The 18,156-nt window shown below is 68.2% G+C and carries 18 protein-coding genes; 4 read left to right on the top strand and 14 right to left on the bottom strand.

Annotation, left to right across the window (positions count from 1 at the left end; translation table 11 throughout):
• From A5688_RS12165 to A5688_RS12145, 5 genes are all read right to left on the bottom strand, one after another.
• On the bottom strand, positions 1-1,344 hold a 1,344-nt coding region (locus tag A5688_RS12165), incomplete at its 3' end, for an adenylate/guanylate cyclase domain-containing protein (RefSeq protein WP_207546655.1).
• A 156-nt stretch (positions 1,345-1,500) separates the two neighbouring features.
• A complete protein-coding gene (locus tag A5688_RS12160; RefSeq protein WP_067834692.1) occupies positions 1,501-2,376 on the bottom strand; it encodes a polysaccharide deacetylase family protein in 876 nt (291 codons plus the stop codon).
• 90 nt (positions 2,377-2,466) lie between these two features.
• Entirely contained in the window at positions 2,467-3,768 is a 1,302-nt protein-coding gene (locus A5688_RS12155) for a PhoH family protein (RefSeq protein ID WP_067910972.1), read from the bottom strand.
• 252 nt (positions 3,769-4,020) lie between these two features.
• Complete coding sequence (locus tag A5688_RS12150) at positions 4,021-4,848, bottom strand: acyl-ACP desaturase (protein WP_067834766.1); 828 nt, start codon at positions 4,846-4,848, stop codon at positions 4,021-4,023.
• 130 nt (positions 4,849-4,978) lie between these two features.
• Entirely contained in the window at positions 4,979-6,448 is a 1,470-nt protein-coding gene (locus tag A5688_RS12145) for a glycine hydroxymethyltransferase (RefSeq protein WP_067910975.1), read from the bottom strand.
• A gap of 115 nt (positions 6,449-6,563) precedes the next feature.
• Here A5688_RS12145 and coaA point away from each other — a divergent pair, with 115 nt between their 5' ends.
• Entirely contained in the window at positions 6,564-7,502 is a 939-nt protein-coding gene (coaA, locus tag A5688_RS12140; protein WP_044487112.1) for a type I pantothenate kinase, read from the top strand.
• Between the two features lie 24 nt (positions 7,503-7,526).
• Here coaA and A5688_RS12135 read toward each other — a convergent pair whose 3' ends face one another.
• The 3 genes from A5688_RS12135 to A5688_RS12125 form a co-directional block, all read right to left on the bottom strand.
• Complete coding sequence (locus A5688_RS12135) at positions 7,527-7,949, bottom strand: hypothetical protein (protein WP_067834698.1); 423 nt, start codon at positions 7,947-7,949, stop codon at positions 7,527-7,529.
• A gap of 251 nt (positions 7,950-8,200) precedes the next feature.
• The gene (locus A5688_RS12130) at positions 8,201-9,571 is read right to left on the bottom strand and encodes a hypothetical protein (RefSeq protein WP_067910977.1); all 1,371 of its coding nucleotides are present in this window, start codon (positions 9,569-9,571) and stop codon (positions 8,201-8,203) included.
• A gap of 40 nt (positions 9,572-9,611) precedes the next feature.
• Entirely contained in the window at positions 9,612-10,400 is a 789-nt protein-coding gene (locus tag A5688_RS12125) for a (2Z,6E)-farnesyl diphosphate synthase (protein WP_067834768.1), read from the bottom strand.
• Between the two features lie 170 nt (positions 10,401-10,570).
• On the opposite strand from A5688_RS12125, the gene trhA reads away from it, so the two are divergent.
• A complete protein-coding gene (trhA, locus tag A5688_RS12120) occupies positions 10,571-11,344 on the top strand; it encodes a PAQR family membrane homeostasis protein TrhA (protein ID WP_067910979.1) in 774 nt (257 codons plus the stop codon).
• Positions 11,345-11,363: 19 nt separating this feature from the next.
• On the opposite strand, the gene A5688_RS12115 is transcribed toward trhA, so the two are convergent.
• From A5688_RS12115 to mca, 4 genes are all read right to left on the bottom strand, one after another.
• On the bottom strand, positions 11,364-11,747 hold the full coding sequence (locus A5688_RS12115; RefSeq protein WP_067910981.1) for a nuclear transport factor 2 family protein: 384 nt from the start codon (positions 11,745-11,747) through the stop codon (positions 11,364-11,366).
• A 77-nt stretch (positions 11,748-11,824) separates the two neighbouring features.
• Entirely contained in the window at positions 11,825-13,840 is a 2,016-nt protein-coding gene (locus A5688_RS12110; protein ID WP_067910985.1) for a thioredoxin domain-containing protein, read from the bottom strand.
• Complete coding sequence (locus tag A5688_RS12105) at positions 13,827-14,138, bottom strand: hypothetical protein (protein WP_067834709.1); 312 nt, start codon at positions 14,136-14,138, stop codon at positions 13,827-13,829. The genes A5688_RS12110 and A5688_RS12105 overlap by 14 nt, the downstream gene beginning before the upstream one ends.
• The gene (gene mca, locus A5688_RS12100; RefSeq protein ID WP_067834711.1) at positions 14,135-15,007 is read right to left on the bottom strand and encodes a mycothiol conjugate amidase Mca; all 873 of its coding nucleotides are present in this window, start codon (positions 15,005-15,007) and stop codon (positions 14,135-14,137) included. Before mca ends, A5688_RS12105 begins: the two co-directional genes overlap by 4 nt.
• Before the next feature lie 112 nt (positions 15,008-15,119).
• Between mca and A5688_RS12095 the strand changes: the two genes are divergently transcribed.
• A complete protein-coding gene (locus tag A5688_RS12095) occupies positions 15,120-15,554 on the top strand; it encodes a DUF4307 domain-containing protein (RefSeq protein ID WP_067834713.1) in 435 nt (144 codons plus the stop codon).
• Between the two features lie 218 nt (positions 15,555-15,772).
• Positions 15,773-16,267 (top strand): transcription elongation factor GreA, encoded by a 495-nt coding sequence (gene greA / locus A5688_RS12090; RefSeq protein ID WP_066997513.1) that lies wholly within the window; start codon positions 15,773-15,775, stop codon positions 16,265-16,267.
• Between the two features lie 52 nt (positions 16,268-16,319).
• Here greA and A5688_RS12085 read toward each other — a convergent pair whose 3' ends face one another.
• Together A5688_RS12085 and A5688_RS12080 are read right to left on the bottom strand one after the other, a co-directional pair.
• A complete protein-coding gene (locus A5688_RS12085) occupies positions 16,320-17,486 on the bottom strand; it encodes a cystathionine gamma-synthase (RefSeq protein ID WP_067910988.1) in 1,167 nt (388 codons plus the stop codon).
• A gap of 11 nt (positions 17,487-17,497) precedes the next feature.
• A partial coding sequence (locus tag A5688_RS12080; protein WP_242663206.1) for an RDD family protein occupies positions 17,498-18,156 on the bottom strand: 659 nt, incomplete at its 5' end.

Raw genomic sequence — 18,156 nt, 5'->3', positions numbered from 1 at the left:
GCCCGCGGCGTCGACGGCGCCTGCAGAACACAGGATCCGCCGGTCGGAGGTCTTGGCTAGGTCTGCCAGCCGGGCGGCTTCATTGACGGCGTCACCGATCACGGTGTATTCGTAACGGTTCTCGGCACCGACATTGCCGGCGAACACCCGCCCGGCTGAGACGCCGATGCCGAAATCGACCGGCAGCCGCCGCAGTTGGGCGCCGAGCGCACGGGCGGTCGCCAACGCCGACGATGCCGGCTCGCTCGTCGGCAACGGCACCCCGAAGACGGCCAAGGCGGCATCGCCGGCGAATTTGTTGACCAGCCCGTGGTGTTCGTCGACGGCGTGCACGACGATCCGGAAGAAGTCGTTGAGCACCGCGGCGACCTCTTGCGGGGGACGGCTTTCGGCGAGCTGGGTGGATCCCACCAGGTCGATGAAGAGCACCGCCGCTTCGACCACGTCTCCCGACAGCGAGGCTCCCTCGGCGAGGGCACGCTGCGCGACGTCGGCACCGACATGGCGTCCGAACAGGTCACGCAGCCGGTCCCGCTCGGCGAGCCCGGCCACCATTCGGTTGAATCCCGTTTGCAAACGCCCGATTTGGGACCGTTCGTAGGCGCCGACGTACGTTTCCATCCTGCCGTGCTCGACCTCGGCCATCGCGTCGACGACCTCGCCGACCGGATCCGAGATGGACCGCGAGGTCAAGAGCATGGTCGGCAGTCCGAGCACCAGCGCCGCCAGCGCCACCACCAGAATCGGCACATCCAATGACGCGGACTTTTCGATCAGCCACCCGTACGAGCGGAGGACGACCAGCGTCGCGATCACGGCGATGGGGAATGCGCTGCACAGGAACCACAGCAGAACCAGCCGCGCGTACACGCTCGGCACCGCCAGCCGTGGCTCGGCGCCCAGCGTGGCGGCGCGCATGATGGGCCGCAGTGTGCGTTGCGCGAGCAACATCGCGGTGCCGGCGGCGGCCGACCCGCCGAGCAGCACACCGAGCACGATGGGTAGCAGAAGCTGGGGCTTGCCAGTCAGATTCAGCAGGATGAAGATCCCGCCGCTCAGCGCCCAGGCCGTCACCAGGATCGCCGACTGGCGACCGGCCAGCTTCATCACGGCTTCACGTTGCGCCGGCGTGGGTTCGTCACCGGCGACATACCAGCGCACGGTGGGAGCCAGGCTGACGGCGCCCGCCACCGCGACACCGACGATGGCCAGCGCGATGAGCACCACCACCGACACCGTGTTCTGGCGCGCGAAGTCCGCGTTGGCGCCGACGGAAGTGTGGCCCCGCAACGGAATCAGGATGGCCGCCGCCTCGACGACGGCCAGGACGTAGGACAGGCTCAGATCCACCCCGTATTGAAACAACCACCGTCGAAAGGACTTTGGCTCCCCCGTGGCGTGCCGCCCCGCCGGGCCGCGCCATGGTCGCGGAAGCCGATCCCGAAGCCATCCCACGGTGATCACCCTACAAAGGTAGCCGCGTGCGGTCCGGAATTCGCTCTACGCACCGTTGTTCGGCCCACCGGAGTTCTGCCCAGGGATGTCGGTGATCGGGAAATTGGGCATCGGTTTCGGCGACGGCGTGTTGGGCAGCGTGGGGATGTCGCCGGGTGGGATGTCGTGCAGGCCGTTGACGGGCGGACCGTTCTCCCGGCTGCCGTAACTGCTACCGGGAGAACGTGATCCCAGCAGGTCGCTGACCGTCACCAGCCGGTAGCCGTTGGCCTTGAGCACCGGGATGAACTGGTACACCAGGTCCACGGTGCTCGAGTAGGTGCTGTGCAGCAGGACGACCGAGCCCGGCTTGATGTAGGTCATCAGCATGTAGCGTGTCGCCGCCGTATTCGAGTCGTTGGCCCAATCGAAAGGGATGACATCCCAGAGGATTTCGGCCAGCCCGAATTGGCCGGCGGTCTGGCGCACCACCGGGTCGGACAAGCCACCCGCGGGCCGATACAGGGTTGGGGTGCGCCCGGTGGCGGCGGTGATCGCGTCGTTGGCCTTGGAGAATTGGGCGGCGATGTCCTCGCGCGGGATCGTGGTCATGTTGGGGTGTTCCCAGGTGTGGTTGCCGATCTCCATCCCGGCGTCGGCGATGCGCTTGGCGCCGGCCGGGTTGGCGGCCACCTTGTTGCCGATCAGGAAGAAGGTGGCCTTGGCGTCGTTCTCCTTCAAGATCTGCAGCAGCCGCTCGTCGAACGGCCCCGGCCCGTCATCGAAAGTCAACGCGACGCACTTGCTGACCGAGCAGCTGAGGTCGTCGGCGCGCGTCACGTGACCCGTGAGCCCGCCGATCACCAGCACCGCGACGGCCGCCGCCACACCGACGACCGTGCGCCAATAGCGCCAGGCCTGGGTGTCGGGTCGTTTCACCACGGTAAAAGCGTACCCACCGCGAGACTGCAACTAGCGACACGTATCGCGAGTGGAGCTGTCGTGGAATACAGTTTCGCGGCAAAAAAGCCCTCACTGCGGGCCGGCGATCTCCTCGAGCATCTCGGTGACCAGGGCCGCAATCGGCGATCGCTCGCTGCGCAACAAGGTGATGTGGGCGAACAGCGGATGGCCCTTGAGCTTCTCGATCACCGCCGCGACCCCGTCATGGCGGCCCACCCGCAGGTTGTCGCGCTGCGCGATGTCGTGGGTCAGCACCACCCGCGATCCGGTGCCCAGCCGCGACAGCACGGTCAGCAGGACGTTGCGCTCCAGCGACTGCGCCTCGTCGACGATCACGAACGAGTCGTGCAGGGAGCGGCCCCGGATGTGGGTCAGCGGCAGCACCTCGAGCATGCCGCGGGACAGCACTTCCTCCAGCACCGCCGGACTGGCCAGACCCTCGAGGGTGTCGAAGACGGCCTGGGCCCACGGGCCCATTTTTTCGCTCTCGCTGCCGGGCAGATATCCCAGCTCCTGACCGCCGACGGCGTAGAGCGGGCGGAAGACCACCACCTTGCGCTGGGTGCGTCGCTCCAGCACCGCCTCCAGGCCCGCGCACAACGCGAGCGCCGACTTGCCGGTGCCGGCCTTGCCGCCCATCGACACAATGCCCACCGACTCGTCGAGCAGCAGGTCGAGCGCGACCCGCTGTTCGGCGGACCGCCCGCGCAGCCCGAACACCTCGCGGTCGCCGCGCACCAGCTGGACGCGTTTGTCCGCGTTGACCCGGCCCAGCGCATGCGAGCTACCGCCGAGCAGCCGAACACCGGTGTGGCAGGGCAGGTCTCGCGCCTCCACCAGATCGATCTCGCCATCGGTGAACAGCGCGTCGATGTCCTCGGTGGCGGTCTCGATTTCGCGCATTCCCGACCACCCGGAGGCCACCACGTCTTGCGCGTGGTATTCGTCGGCGGCTAGCCCGACCGCGGCGGCCTTGACCCGAAGCGGAATATCCTTGCTGACCAACGTAACTCGCTTGCCTTCGGCGGCGAGGTTGGCGGCACAGCTCAGGATCCGGGAGTCGTTGCTGTCGCTGCGAAAACCCGCCGGCAGCACCGACGGGTCCGTGTGGTTGAGCTCAACGTGCAGCGAACCGCCTTGTGTCCCAACGGGAATGGGCTGATCCAGCCGTCCGTGCATGAGGCGAAGATCGTCGAACAGCCGCAGCGACTGGCGGGCGAACCATCCCAGCTCGTGATGGTGGCGTTTGGCCTCCAGTTCGCTGATCACCACCAGCGGAACAACCACCTCGTGTTCGGCGAACCGGCTGCACGCCCAAGGGTCGGACAGCAGCACGGAAGTGTCGATCACGTAGGTCCGGATTTCGGTCACGTAGCGCTCCTCGAGCGGGATGAGCCCGCGCGGACCCGCACAGGCATGTCGACGGGAACCGCAGCACCAGGACCGGGGCCGGTCCTTCCGTTGTGGTGACGGGAGGTGCCGCCCTGGCAGCAGAGCATGACGCTGACCATCGAGATCGACGCTACTCCCGTGGCCGCGTGCGCGCTGTGCAGGCGCGCCGACGTGGCGAGCCGCGGCCGCCGTCAGTCGGCGGCCGATGGGGAGTGGCGCGTGCAGGCCGGGTTAGCCGGCGACGAATTGCCGCAGCGCGGGCTCGTCCGCGAGCCCCCATGCGGCGATGCGGTCGGAGATCGCCTGACGCAGCTGCTCCGGACCGAAAATGCCTGCCTTTGCGACGTTCTGCACCTTGTCCTGGTACGCGTCGATGTCGGCCCCGGGCACCTTCAGCTCGGCCGCGCGGGCGGCGATGGCCGCGATGGTCTCGTCGCGGGTGTACTCGAGGCAGTGCGCGACGAGGTTGGAGAAGAAGACTTCGTGGCGCCGCTCGTCGCGGGCGATCCGGTCGACGAGGCCGGCCAGGACGGGCTCCTCGAGCTGGGCGGCCAGATTTTCGCAGAACACGGCGTGGGTGCGCTCCACGAACGCCATGTGCACCAGGGTTTCCACCTGCGAGAAGGTGTCGGCGCGGTAGCCCTTCATGACGTACTGGACGCGGGCCTCTTCGTTGGCGGTCGGGTCGACCTCACGGGTCACCACCAGGTACTCGCGCAGCGCGATGGCGTGCAGGTGCTCCTCGGCGGTCCACCGGCCCAGCCAGCGGCCCCAGTAGTCCTCCAGGATGAAGTGTTCGACCAGCTCGCGGTGGTATGCGGCCAGATTGTCCTTGAGCAGCAGCATGATCTCGCAGGCGTCGGTCAACGGCCTCGGCAACGTCATCGACGACGGGTCCCAGTCGCGTCCACCGAGGAATGCGAAGTTCTCGCCCCGTTCGAACGGCACGTAGTCGTGCGCGAACCAGAGTTCTTCGGTGGACAGGTGGCGGTCGATGTTCGCTTCCACGACCGGCTCGAGTTCCAGGGTCAGCGCGTTAGCGACAGGTCTTTGTGCCATGAGATAACTGTAACCCGCGGACACAGGTTCATGAAATCGACCGGGTCGTGTCGCGGCAACTGGTGACTTTGGTCCTCAGGCCGCTCAATCGGGCCGGCCGGGCACTCTAGAGCCCTCGTACGGCGGAAACCTAGAGCGCGAGGCCCGGGTAGAGCGGGTTGGCGTCCAACAGTTCGGCCGCGGCCGCGCTGACCCGTTCGGCGGTGCCATCGGCCAGCGAGTACTTGGCCTTGGAGGTACCTTCCGGCTTCGTGTTGGCCAGAACGTCGACCATCAGCTCGGCCACCCGGTCGAATTCGGCCGGACCGAAGCCGCGGGTGGTCAGCGCCGGGCTGCCGAGCCGGATGCCGCTGGTGTACCAGGCGCCGTTGGGGTCGGCGGGGATGGCGTTGCGGTTGGTGACGACGCCGGCGTCCAACAAGGCCGACTCGGCTTGACGTCCCGTAAGGCCGAACGATGTGACGTCGAGCAGCACGAGATGGTTGTCGGTGCCCCCGGTGATCAGGTGGGCATCGCGCTTGAGGAAGCCGTCGGCCAGGGCCTGGGCGTTGTCGGCGATCCGCTGGGCATAGGCCTGGAACGACGGCTGCCGCGCCTCGGCGAGCGCGACGGCCTTGGCCGCCATCACGTGCGACAGCGGCCCGCCGAGCACCATCGGGCAGCCCTTGTCGACAGCGTCGGCGTATTCGGATTGGCACAGGATGAGGCCGCCGCGAGGACCGCGCAGCGACTTGTGCGTCGTCGTGGTCGTGACATGGGCGTGCGGCACCGGATCCTCGTCGCCGGTGAACACCTTGCCCGCCACCAGGCCGGCGAAATGCGCCATGTCCACCATCAGGGTGGCGCCGACCTCGTCGGCGATCTCACGCATCGTCGCGAAGTTGATGCGGCGCGGGTAAGCGGAGTAGCCGGCCACGATGATCAGCGGCTTGAACTCGCGCGCGGCGGCCGCGACGGCGCCGTAGTCGACGAACCCGGTGTCGGGGTCGGTGCCGTAGCTGCGCTGGTGGAACATCTTGCCGGAGATGTTGGGCCGGAAGCCGTGGGTGAGGTGGCCGCCGGCATCCAGCGACATGCCCAGCAGCCGCTGGTTGCCTAACTTGGCGCGCAGCTTCTCCCAGTCCGCCTCGGACAAGTCGTTGACGTGCTTGGCGCCCGCGTCGGCCAGGCCTGGCGCCTCGACCCGGGTAGCCAGGATCGCCCAGTACGCAACGAGGTTGGCGTCGATTCCCGAGTGCGGCTGGACATAGGCGTGCGGCGCCCCGAACAGCGCACGCGCGTGCTCGGCGGCGACGCTTTCCACGGTGTCGACGTTCTGGCAGCCCGCGTAGAAGCGGTGCCCGATGGTCCCCTCGGCGTACTTGTCCGACAGCCAGGTCCCCATGGTCAGCAGCACCGCGGGCGACGCGTAATTCTCGCTGGCGATCAACTTGAGCGAATCACGTTGGTCGGCGAGCTCTTTGCGGGTCGCAGCGGCGATGCGAGGTTCGACGGACTCGACCACCTGCAGTGCGGCGCGGTAGGCAACGCTCGCGGTGTCGGCGTATTCGGCGCCCGGTGACGTGGTTGAGATGGCGGTGCGGGTCAAGTCGGCTGACATGAGAACGAGACTAGTCGGCCGACTGACCCCACAGCGAGGCGCTCGCGCTATCCAGCGCGCCACTTTTAGCCAGCCCAGCCGTCGGGCTTTTCCGCGCTCCTGCAACACTTGCACTATGCCGCGGCTTAGCGAGCCGAGCCCTTACGTGGAGTTCGACCGAAAGCAATGGCGTGCGCTTCGTATGTCGACGCCGCTGGCCCTCACCGAGGAGGAACTGGTCGGCCTGCGCGGTCTGGGTGAACAGATCGACTTGCTCGAAGTCGAAGAGGTTTATCTGCCGCTGGCCCGGCTCATTCACCTGCAGGTCGCGGCGCGCCAGCGATTGTTCGCCGCCACCGCCGAATTCCTCGGCGAACCTCAGCAAAACCCGGACCGGCCGGTACCGTTCATCATCGGGGTGGCCGGCAGTGTGGCGGTCGGCAAGTCGACGACAGCCCGCGTGCTGCAGGCGCTCTTGGCACGCTGGGACCACCACCCGCGGGTGGACCTGGTCACCACCGACGGCTTTTTATACCCGAACGCCGAGCTGGACCGGCGAAACCTGATGCATCGCAAAGGGTTTCCGGAGAGCTACAACCGCCGCGCGCTGATGCGGTTCGTGACCTCGGTGAAATCCGGTTCGGACTACGCGTGCGCGCCGGTGTATTCGCACCTGAAATACGACATCATCCCCGGGGCCAAGCATGTGGTGCGCCATCCCGACATCTTGATCCTGGAAGGCCTCAACGTTCTGCAGACCGGTCCGACCCTGATGGTGTCGGACCTGTTCGACTTCGGCGTGTACGTGGACGCCCGGATCGAGGACATCGAACAGTGGTACGTATCGCGGTTCCTGGCCATGCGCAGCACCGCCTTCGCGGATCCCGAATCGCACTTCCACCACTACTCGGCGCTGAACGACACGAAGGCCGTCGCCGCCGCTCGGGAGATCTGGCGTTCGATCAACCGTCCCAACCTGGTGGAGAACATCCTGCCCACCCGGCCGCGCGCCACCCTGGTGCTACGCAAAGACGCCGACCACTCCATCAACCGATTGCGGCTGCGCAAGCTTTGACGCCCGCCGGGGCGGGACGGCCGATCACGCCGCGAGACGACGCAATCCCAGGTACTGCAGCGCCGCGAACGCCGCCGTGTACGCGCCGCTGGCCAGCGTCAACGCGACGCCGGTGACGGTCAGTGGCAGCGCTTCGGCGGCCACGATCGACGCGAGCGTGAACGCGACGTTGACCACCACGACGCCGATACCGACCCGGCGCAGGTCCGGCAGTGCACCGAGGCTGAACACCAGCAAGCCGGCGAGCACGAACACGACGCCCACGCCGTATTCCTGGAAGGACGTCAGGCCGGTCAGCGACGAAAGCGGGTCGGCGAGAAAGGCGATCACCAGACCGCACAATCCCGTCAGCGTCGCGTCGGCACGCACGGCAAAACGCAACAGCGAGTCGGTCGAGTCGTAGAGGGGCCGGGTTGTGATGCCTGAGACACCGGTAACAGAGCTCATGTGATTACTCCTCGCGATGGCGGGTCGGGTCGAACAGCTTTGAGGGTGCCGCCAGTGCACTGCCATATCGACTCGTGGCGCTGCCAACTAATGCCACGGATACAAAGACGAGGTGGTTTGCCCGCCTATTCCCGTCGGCGGGTAAATATTTGACACGCGCCAGCCGGCGAGGCTCAGCGGCCCCACGAGTCACAGGAGCACGGGGCACAGCACTGTGCCGCCCGGCAACCGCGGTGACTGAAGTACCCGCTTTAGTCGCTGGGAACCGGGACCCGCCCACGAAGATCGGCGGCGATCAGCCGGGCGGCGGCGTTTTGCCAGTTGTGCAGCGAGCGCTGGGGGACGTCGGTGACGAACCACTGCCAGGCCTGCCGCGCGATGGGATCCAAGCCGGAGGCGGTGGCGTTCTGCGCGTAGGCGCGCACCCCGACGACGTAGGGGAAATACAGCGAGTTGTAGTACCGCCACTCCTCGGTGGTGCCGAAGTCGCCGCCGTCGCGCGGCTTCAGCCGCGCGATGCCGTCGGCGAGCACGGCCTTGAGTTCGTTGGCGCGCTCGATCGGATGGTCGGGCGCTCCCCGCGCGGCCAACCGCTCGTCGATCACCGGCAGCGCGGTCAGCGGGCTGGCGACCAGTTTGGTCAGGTCGCCGTAGTGGCCCAGGGCCCGCCGGGTGAGCCTGGCGAAGGTGACGTCGTCGACGCCGGCGAGCGGATGCTCCTGCCGCAGCGGCAGCGCCGCCCCGGTATGCCGCAGCGCGGCCCGATCCGCCCGCAGCGCAGGCGATTTCGAGAAGGCCAGCCGGTCGAGCACCCCGGCCAGCGGATCCGCGAGCACCTGCACGGTGATCGCGATCGCCAGGCTGGTGAACAGCAGCACGGTCAGCGCGGTCTGCGCGCCGGGATCGTGGCGGGTGACCGCCAACCCGATCAGCGCCTGGCCGCCGAAGAGCACCGCCACCGCCACCGAACCGGCGAACGAGCGCAGCATGTCGGCGCGCAGCGCCTGGCCCTCGTCGAACGCGTCCCACAGGGCGACGGCGACCCCGAGCCCCAGGACGTCGCAGCTCGTTGACGCCAGCGCGACCCAGCTGGGTACCAGGCCCAACGGAATGATCAGGATCGCATTGCCCAGCGCGAAGAACAGGGTCGCGGTGATGGCGAGTCCGACGGCCGGCCTCGGCCGCCGCGGGCGGCGCAACGCGACAACCATCGCGCCGAGGGTCGACACCGAGATCACCGCGAACATCACCCAGTGACCGGGCCGCAGCGGCCCCTCGACGCTGCCGGCCAGCATCGCCCCGAACAGGGCCAGCGCCGCGACCACGGCCACGAGCAAGACCTCGCGGGTGCGCGAGCGCCAGCCGTCGCTGGGCCGGGACAGCTCGACGAGCACCGCGAACCACGCCACGCCGGGGATCGCCGTCAGGTAGATCTCGACCTGGCTCAGCAGCCGGGCGGACACGGGATTGGCGGTCCGAACCGCATCCAGCCCCACCACGAGCGCGAATCCGCACAGCCCGATCGCCGCCAGCGCGAGGACGGGTTTGCGCGGATCACGGGCCACCAGATACAGGCCCAGCCAGGCGCTCAGCGTGAACACCACCGCCGACAGCGCAGCCATGTTCTTAGTGTGGCACGCGCGCGACCTGCCGTAGAGGCCGCTACTTGCCGTACCGGCGGTGCCGCTGGCTGTAGTCGCGCAGCGCGCGCAGGAAGTCGACCCGGCGGAACGCGGGCCAGTGCGCTTCGGTGAACCACATCTCCGAGTAAGCGCTCTGCCACAGCAGAAAACCGGACAGCCGTTGCTCGCCCGAGGTGCGGATCACCAGGTCGGGGTCGGGCTGCCCGGAGGTGTAGAGGTTCTCCGAGATCGCGTCGACCGTGACCGAGTCGATCAGCTCTTCGGCGGTCGCGCCGTTGGCAAGTTCCTTGTTCAGCAGGGCACGCACCGCGTCGACGATCTCGCGACGGCCGCCGTAGCCGACGGCGACGTTGACGTGGAAGGGCGCCACAACCGGGGTGGATTCCACGGCGTCGCGCAGCCGGCGGGCCGGTTCCTCGCCGAGCAGCTCGAGATCCCCGACGGTGCGCACGCTCCAGCGGTTGGCCGGTGCGCAGATCTCCTCCACCACGTCGGTGATGATTTCGATCAGCCCGGCCAGCTCCTCGGGATCGCGTTGCAGGTTTTCCGTGGACAGCAGGTACACCGTGGTCATCTCGATGCCGGCTTCCTGGCACCAGCGCAGCATCTCGGCGATCTTCACGGCACCCATCCGGTAGCCGTAGCTCACGTCGTCGTAACCCGCGTCGCGCGCCCAGCGCCGGTTCCCGTCGCACAGCACCGCGATGTGGCGGGGCAGGTCGGATTTGGTGGAGGTCAGACCCTGCCGCAGCCGCATTTCGTAGATGCGATACAGCGGCTCTTTGAGACGCGGCGGGATAATTTCCACGAACATCCACCCTACTGCCAGCGGTGATCAATGCACCGCTTCTCGTTTCGGCCCGGTCACCTCAGAAGTCGAGACTGTGCCGTAACCATCCCTGACTACTGTGGGTCTTGAACAGCCCCTGGCGACTTTGCCGCCGGCATCGCCCGTTGCGAAGACAAGACACAGGAGACATGAGCAGCCAGACCAGCACCGTCCCCAACCCGGAGCCAGACAACGAGTCGATCGTGCCGGGCAACACCGTCGAGCAGTTCGTCGAGGGTGCCGCCCAGTTCCTGGGCAAGCCCCGGATGCGCGGCTGGATCCACTTCGTGTCGGCGTGGCTGGCCATCATCACCGGCGCCACACTGGTGTCGGTGTCGTGGGCGGTCGCCTCCCCCCGCGCCGGCCATTCCACGCTGGTATACGCCGCGTCCACGGTGGCGATGTTCGCGGTCAGCGCCACCTACCACCGGGTGCACTGGAAGTCAGATGTCGCGCGCAGCCGGATGAAGCGGCTCGACCATTCGATGATCTTCGTCTTCATCGCCGGCAGCTACACGCCGTTCGCGCGGCTGGTCATGCCGCAGAACACCGGGGTGCTGGTGCAGTGCATCGTGTGGGGCGGCGCGGCGGCCGGCATCACGCTGAAGATGTGCTGGCCGACGGCGCCGCGCTGGGTCGGCGTGCCGCTGTATCTGCTGCTGGGCTGGGTGGCCGTCTGGTTTGCTCCCACGATCCTGCACCAGGCCGGCGTGGCCGCGATGGTGCTGCTGGCGGTGGGCGGCGTGTTCTACAGCGTCGGCGGCATCTTCTACGGGCTGCGCTGGCCCGACCCCTGGCCGCGGACGTTCGGCTACCACGAGTTCTTCCACGCCTTCACCGCGATCGCGGCGATCCTGCACTACATCGCCATGTGGTTCGCCGTCTTCTACGCGGGCGACCACGCCTGGCTGGCGGGCGGCTGAGGCTGCGCCACCATCCCGGCTAGGCCTGGGTGACGTCGTCCTCCGGCGACCAGTAGGCCTTCATCGAGGCGATCTTGCCGCTGCCGTCGAAGACCATGACGTCGATGGGCTCGATCACCATCCGGTGCTCGCCCGCGGTCACGGTCAGCCGAAAGTGGAAGGCCGCCTCGTTGCCGGCGACGCGCAACGTCAGCAGTTCGCATTCGCGCTGCAGATCATCGACCGCGGAGTAGAAACCGTGGATCGCCTGCCGCCCGATGTGTACCTCGCCGCCGACCGGATCCTCGACGGTGGCGTCATCCGCGTACAGCTCGACCAGATCATCGGCGCTGCCCTTGGCGACCAGTTCGATGTAGCGGTTGACCGTGCTTCTGATCGCGTCGGTCTTGGCGGCATTTGGCATGGGACGCAGGGTAACCCCCGGCGAGTGGCGATCGCCAGCCCGGCGCGGCCGGGCGCAGCGGGTCGCCACCGTCGGGTTCAGTGGCCGGGAACACCAAGGGCGGCGGCCAGTTCGGGTGCGCCGGTCACCGGCAGGTCGCAGACCTGGCCGCGGCACACGTAGGCGGCGTCGGCGCCTGCCACCCGGGGCCGGCCGGCCAGCAGCGCCGACGAATCCGCCTCCCCGCCCACGACGATCGCCCCGCCGGGCGCCAGCCGTCGCGCCTCGGCCAGCAGCGCCGAGGTCGGCGGGTCGCAGGCGACCGCGATCTGCAGCGGTCCGCGCACCGCCGCTTCCGCAACGGCCAGCCAGTGTCCCGCCGACCGCGCCGCGCGGTCCAGCAGCAGCGAATGCGCGCCGAGCGAGTCGGAAGCGGCCCGCAGGTAGCGATGCGCGCGGTCCCCGTCGGCCAGATGCGCGGCGGTCAGCAGAGCCTCGGTGATCGACGACGCTCCCGACGGCGTCGCGCCGTCCAGCGGGTCGGCCGGCCGCAGCACCAACCGCTCGGCGTCGTCGGCGGTGTCGAACCAGCGGCCGGGTTGGTCCCGGTCGGCGAAGTGCGCCAGCGCGGTGTCCAGCAGGTCGGTGGCCGCGGTCAACCAGGCGTCCTTGGCGGTCAGCTGATACAGCGCAAGCAGCCCGGTGGCCAGCATCGCGTAGTCCTCGAGGATGGCCGCGCTGTCGCCGACCACGCCGCCCAGGCTGGCCCGTCGCAGCCGGCCGTCGAAGACATGCAAATCCAGCAGCGCCCCCGCGCAGCGCGCCGCGGCCTCGACGAATTCCGGCTCGTCCAGCGCGACGCCGGCCTCGGCCAGCGCGGTGATCGCCAGCCCATTCCACGACGTGACCACCTTGTCGTCGCGGCCGGGCTGGGTTCGGCCGAGCCGGGCGGCCAGCAGCGCAGACCGCACGCGTTCCAGCCGCTGTAAATCCTCGACGTCGGCGGGCAGCTGCAGCACCGAGGTGCCGTGCTCGAACGTGCCCTCGCCGGTCACCGCGAAAACGCTTGCCGCCCAACGCCCGTCGTCCGGGCCGAGCACCTCGTTCAGTTGCGCCGGCGTCCAGACGTAGGTCGAGCCCTCGCGGCCGTCGGCGTCGGCGTCCAACGACGAGGTGAACATGGCGCCGTCGGCCAGGTCGTCGAGCAGGAACCGCGCGGTCTGGGCGGCGACCCGGCGCGCCAGCGGGTCTGCGGTACGCCGGGCCCAGTGCCCGTAGGCGCGCAGCAGCAGCGCGTTGTCGTACAGCATCTTCTCGAAATGCGGTACCACCCAAGCGTTGTCGACGCTGTAGCGGGCGAAGCCGCCGCCCAGTTGGTCATAGATGCCGCCACGCGCCATCGCGTAACCGGTGTGCGATACCGCCGCGAGCGCCGCCGGTGACCCGGTGCGCTCGAAGTGGCGCAGCAGCGCCTCGAGCAAGGCCGACGGCGGGAACTTGGGCGCGCCGCCGAACCCGCCGTGAACGGCGTCCCGATCCTTGAGCACGGTGGCGACGGCGTGGTCACACAACTCCGGCGCTATCGACGGGCCGCCGCCCGGAAGCGCCGCAGCCATCTTGCGCAGCTCGCCGGCGATGTGATCGGAGGCCTCCTCCACCTCGCCGCGGCGCTCCCGCCAGGTGGCCGAGACGGCCGAAAGGAGTTGCAGGAAAGCCTCTTTCGGATAGTAGGTGCCGCAGAAGAAGGGCCGCCCGTCCGGCGTCAAAAAGCACGTCATCGGCCAGCCGCCGTGCCCTGTCAGCGCCACCGTGGCGTTCATGTACACCGCATCGAGGTCCGGGCGTTCCTCGCGGTCGACCTTGACGCAGACGAATCCCGCGTTCATCACGGCTGCCACCTCGTGGTCTTCGAACGATTCGTGGGCCATGACGTGGCACCAGTGGCAGGCGGCATACCCGACGGAAAGCAGAATCGGCACGTCACGTGCTGCGGCGTCGGCCAGCGCCTCGGCGGTCCACTGCTGCCAATGCACCGGGTTGTCCGCGTGCTGGCGCAGGTACGGGCTGGTCGCCAGCCCAAGGGTATTCGTCGAAGCGGGGTCAGCCGGGCTCATCGCCGGGTCCCGGAGCTCGCGGCGAGCCGTCCGCCTGATCCGGAGTGTCGCGCGGGCCGCCCGCGTCGGTGCCCTCGTCGACGGCCTGGTCCGGTTCGGGGTGCTTGGGATCAAACGACTCCGGCACCTTCTTCAACTGCCGGTTCATCGAACGCAGCAGAAACAGCGTGCTGATCAACAGCAACACCACGATCAGCAGCCCGACCGGGCTGGCCTTACCGAAATCGGGGCCGGTGTGGCGCGGCGGGCCGTCGGCCTGCCAGCCGGCGGCGGTCACGACGAGAAAGAGGTGATTCACGCGTCGCTCTCTATTCCGGCGAACAGGTCGTCCTCGGGCAGCCGGGCCGGGACCCGCGAGCGCGCCAACTCGAATTCCTCGGTGGGCCACAGCCGTTGCTGCCACGCGATGGGAGCGGCGAAGAAGTCGTGGTCGGGGTCGATCTGGGTGGTGTGCGCCCGCAGCGCGTCGTCGCGCTGGCCGAAGTACGCCGAGCACTCAACGCGCGTCGTCACTCGGGACTCGAACGGGTCGTGCTCGGCGTCCCAGTGTTCGAGCCACTTCTTGAACGGGGGCTCCTGACCGTGCTTGATGGCCTCGTCGTGCAGCAACTGCATCCGCGCCCGCAAGAACCCGTGGTTGTAGTAGAGCTTGGACACCGTCCACGGCTCACCCGCGTCCGGAAACCGCCGGTAGTCCCCGGCCGCCTCGAACGCGCCGACCGAAACCTGGTGGCAGCGAATGTGATCGGGATGGGGGTAGCCGCCGTTTTCGTCGTACGTGGTCATCACGTGCGGGCGGAACTCGCGGACGACGCGGACCAGGGCCTCGACCGACTCTTCGAGCGGCACCAGCGCGAAACAGCCCTCGGGCAACGGCGGCGGGGGGTCACCCTGGGGCAGTCCGGAGTCGACGAAACCCAGCCAGTGGTGCTCGACGCCGAGTATCTCGGCGGCCTTGGCCATCTCATCCCGGCGGATTTCGGCGATGTGCCCGTGCACCTCGGGTAGGTCCATGGCCGGGTTGAGGATGTCGCCGCGCTCACCGCCGGTCAACGTCACGACCAGCACGCGATGGCCTTCGTCGGCGTAGCGGGCCAGCGTGGCCGCGCCCTTGCTGGACTCGTCGTCGGGGTGGGCGTGCACCGCCATCAACCGCAATCCGCTCACGTGCCCCCTGTCACCTCTGATGGTCGCCCGGTCTGACCCTATAATTCCAGTTCCGAGTTCGTTGCATGCTGTCGGCCGGTGCCCGGCAGCCGACAACCAGGCATAACCAGGCATGACCGAAACCCCGACTGCACGTCCGGAGGCCCGCTACGGGCGCTCCCGGCTGTCGCGCATCCCCCGGCGGTGGGTGATCGTCACGCTGGGCGCGCTGGTCATCGTGGCCGGACTCGCCATTGCCGCCATCGGTTATCACCGGTTCGGCACGAGCGACGTCTCGGGGACGATGGCGGGCTATCAGGTGATCGACGACCAGACGGCGTCGATCACGATCAGCGTGACGCGATCGGATCCGTCGCGACCCGTGGACTGCATCGTGCGGGTCCGCTCGAAGGACGGCAGCGAGACGGGCCGTCGAGAACTGCTGGTTCCGCCGTCGGACTCGGCCACCGTGCAGGTGACGACCACGGTGAAATCCTTTGAACGGCCGTCGGTGGCCGACATCTACGGCTGCGGCACCGATGTGCCCGCCTACCTGCGCGCACCGTGACCTCCCAATCCACGGCGAACTGCGAATATGGAGTCATCAACTGTTTGCGCGGTGGTAACATGGATGAATGCACGGTTCCGGTTGGGACCGTGTTGCTGCATTAGCGACCGTGAGCAAAACGGAGCGGCAGCACACGGGGAGGGACCCGCAACTCCGGGCAGCGGAGCTAACAGGACTTAACGCGAACTCGCGGAACAACATACGAGGAGCACGACGAGATGACGGACACTTCCGTGACCTGGCTGACCCAGGAGTCACACGATCGACTCAAGGCCGAGCTCGATCAGCTGATCGCGAATCGTCCGGTCATCGCCGCGGAGATCAATGACCGCCGCGAGGAGGGCGACCTGCGCGAGAACGGCGGCTACCACGCCGCCCGCGAAGAGCAGGGCCAGCAGGAGGCCCGCATCCGCCAGCTGCAGGACCTGCTCAACAACGCCAAGGTCGGCGAGGCGCCCAAGCAGTCCGGCGTCGCGCTGCCCGGCTCGGTGGTGAAGGTCTACTACAACGGCGACAAGTCCGACACCGAGACCTTCCTGATCGCCACCCGCCAGGAGGGCGTCAACGACGGCAAGCTCGAGGTGTACTCGCCCAACTCACCGCTGGGCGGCGCCCTGATCGACGCCAAGGAAGGCGAGACCCGCAGCTACGTGGTGCCCAACGGCAACACCGTCGAGGTCACGCTGGTCAGCGCGGAGCCCTACCACTCCTAGCCGCGTCGGTGGCGACCCGCTTCGCCCGGCTCCGCCGCGCTCGCGATCGCCACTAGCTGAGCGCCTGGTCGAGATCGGCCAGCAGGTCGGCGATGTCTTCGATGCCGACCGACAGGCGCACCAGATCGTCGGGCACTTCCAACTGCGACCCGGCCGTCGAGGCATGCGTCATGGCGCTGGGGTGCTCGATCAACGACTCGACCCCGCCCAGCGATTCCGCCAGGATGAACACCCGGGTGTTGGCGCACAGATCGCGGGCCGCCTGGCGGCCACCACGCATGCGCACCGAAACCATGCCACCGAAGCCGCGCATCTGCCGTGCGGCGACCTCATGCCCGGGATGTGAGGGCAGGCCGGGATAGAGCACCGTGCTCACCGCGGCATGACCGGCGAGGAATTCGGCCACGGCCGAGGCGTTTTCGCTGTGCCGCTGCATCCGCAGCACCAGGGTCTTCAGGCCGCGCATGGTCAGGTAGGCGTCGAACGGGCCGGGCACCGCCCCGGCCCCGTTCTGCAGGAAGGCGAAGGCCTCGTCCAGCTCCTTGTCGTTGGTGATCAGCGCACCGCCCACCACGTCGGAGTGCCCGCCGATGTATTTGGTGGTGGAGTGCAGCACGATGTCGGCGCCCAGCGTCAACGGCTGCTGCAGGGCGGGCGAGGCAAAAGTATTGTCCACCAATACTTTTGCCGAACTCTGCTTGCCCAGTTCGGCCAGGGCGGTGATGTCGGCGATGGACAGCAGCGGATTGGTCGGGGTTTCCACCCAGATCAGCCGGGTCCGCGGTGTGATCGCGGCGCCGACGGCGTCGAGATCGTCCAGCGGCACGGGTGTGTACTCGACGTTCCACTGCGTGAAGACTTTGTCGATCAGCCGGAAGGTGCCGCCGTACGCATCGTTGGGGATGACCACGTGGTCGCCGGGCCGCAGCAGCGCCCGCAGGGCGCAGTCGGTGGCGGCCATGCCCGAACCGAAGGCACGCCCGTAGGCACCCTCTTCGACGGCGGCCAGCGACGCTTCCAGCGCGGCCCGCGTCGGGTTGCCGGTGCGCGCGTATTCGTACCCGCCGCGCAGTGCACCGACTCCGTCCTGGGCGAAGGTGCTGCTGGCGTAGATCGGGGCGTTCACCGCTCCGGTCGCCGGATCCGGCCGATAGCCGGCGTGAATCGCCTTGGTGGCCAGTCCGGTGAACTCGTGATGTCCGTTGCGGTCGTCGCTCATCGACGACCAGCCTAGGTGACGGCCGGCCTCTCGGAACCGTCGATGGGCAGGCACACCGTCGTCATGATCTTGTCCGCCAGCGTTTGACGCTTCGAATCCCACAGCGGGAAAAGGAATCCGATGAAGCAGATGATCGCGTCGACGAAGTGCGCCAGCGAGCGCACCACCGACATCCCGAAGCCGATGGGCTGGCCGGTGATTTCGCTGACCACTTTGAACTTCATCACCGATTTGCCGACGCTCGAGCCGGTGGTGCCCTGCCGGTAGCCGAAGTTCCAGATCAAATAGAACAGCCCGATGATCGACGCCAGCCACTGCGCCACCATGCCGACGGTCGAGTTCTGGGTGGCGCAGTACTGGTTGACGGCGTACTGCGTGACGTCGGTGATGCAGGCGGTCTGCTGGGTGGCGACCAGGATCGCGGTGCCGATCCCGTGCACGACGGCGTACGGGAGGATGTCGATGATGAACGCCAGCGCACGGGTCAGCCACGGCGTGTAGTCCTGCGTCGGCAGCGTGCGGATCGCCGGCCCGGGCGGCGGCGGCGCGTATCCGCCGGCCGACGGCGGGGGCGGCGGATAGGAACCACCGGGCGGCGGAGGCGGGGGCTTCGGCGGTGGTCGCCGTGACCGATCGCCTCGGCTTCGCCCGCTCGGCGCTGCGTGACCGC

Source organism: Mycobacterium mantenii, assembly GCF_001667865.1.
In the GTDB taxonomy this organism is placed as follows: domain Bacteria; phylum Actinomycetota; class Actinomycetes; order Mycobacteriales; family Mycobacteriaceae; genus Mycobacterium; species Mycobacterium mantenii_A.
This window is presented reverse-complemented; position numbering and strand designations above follow the sequence as displayed.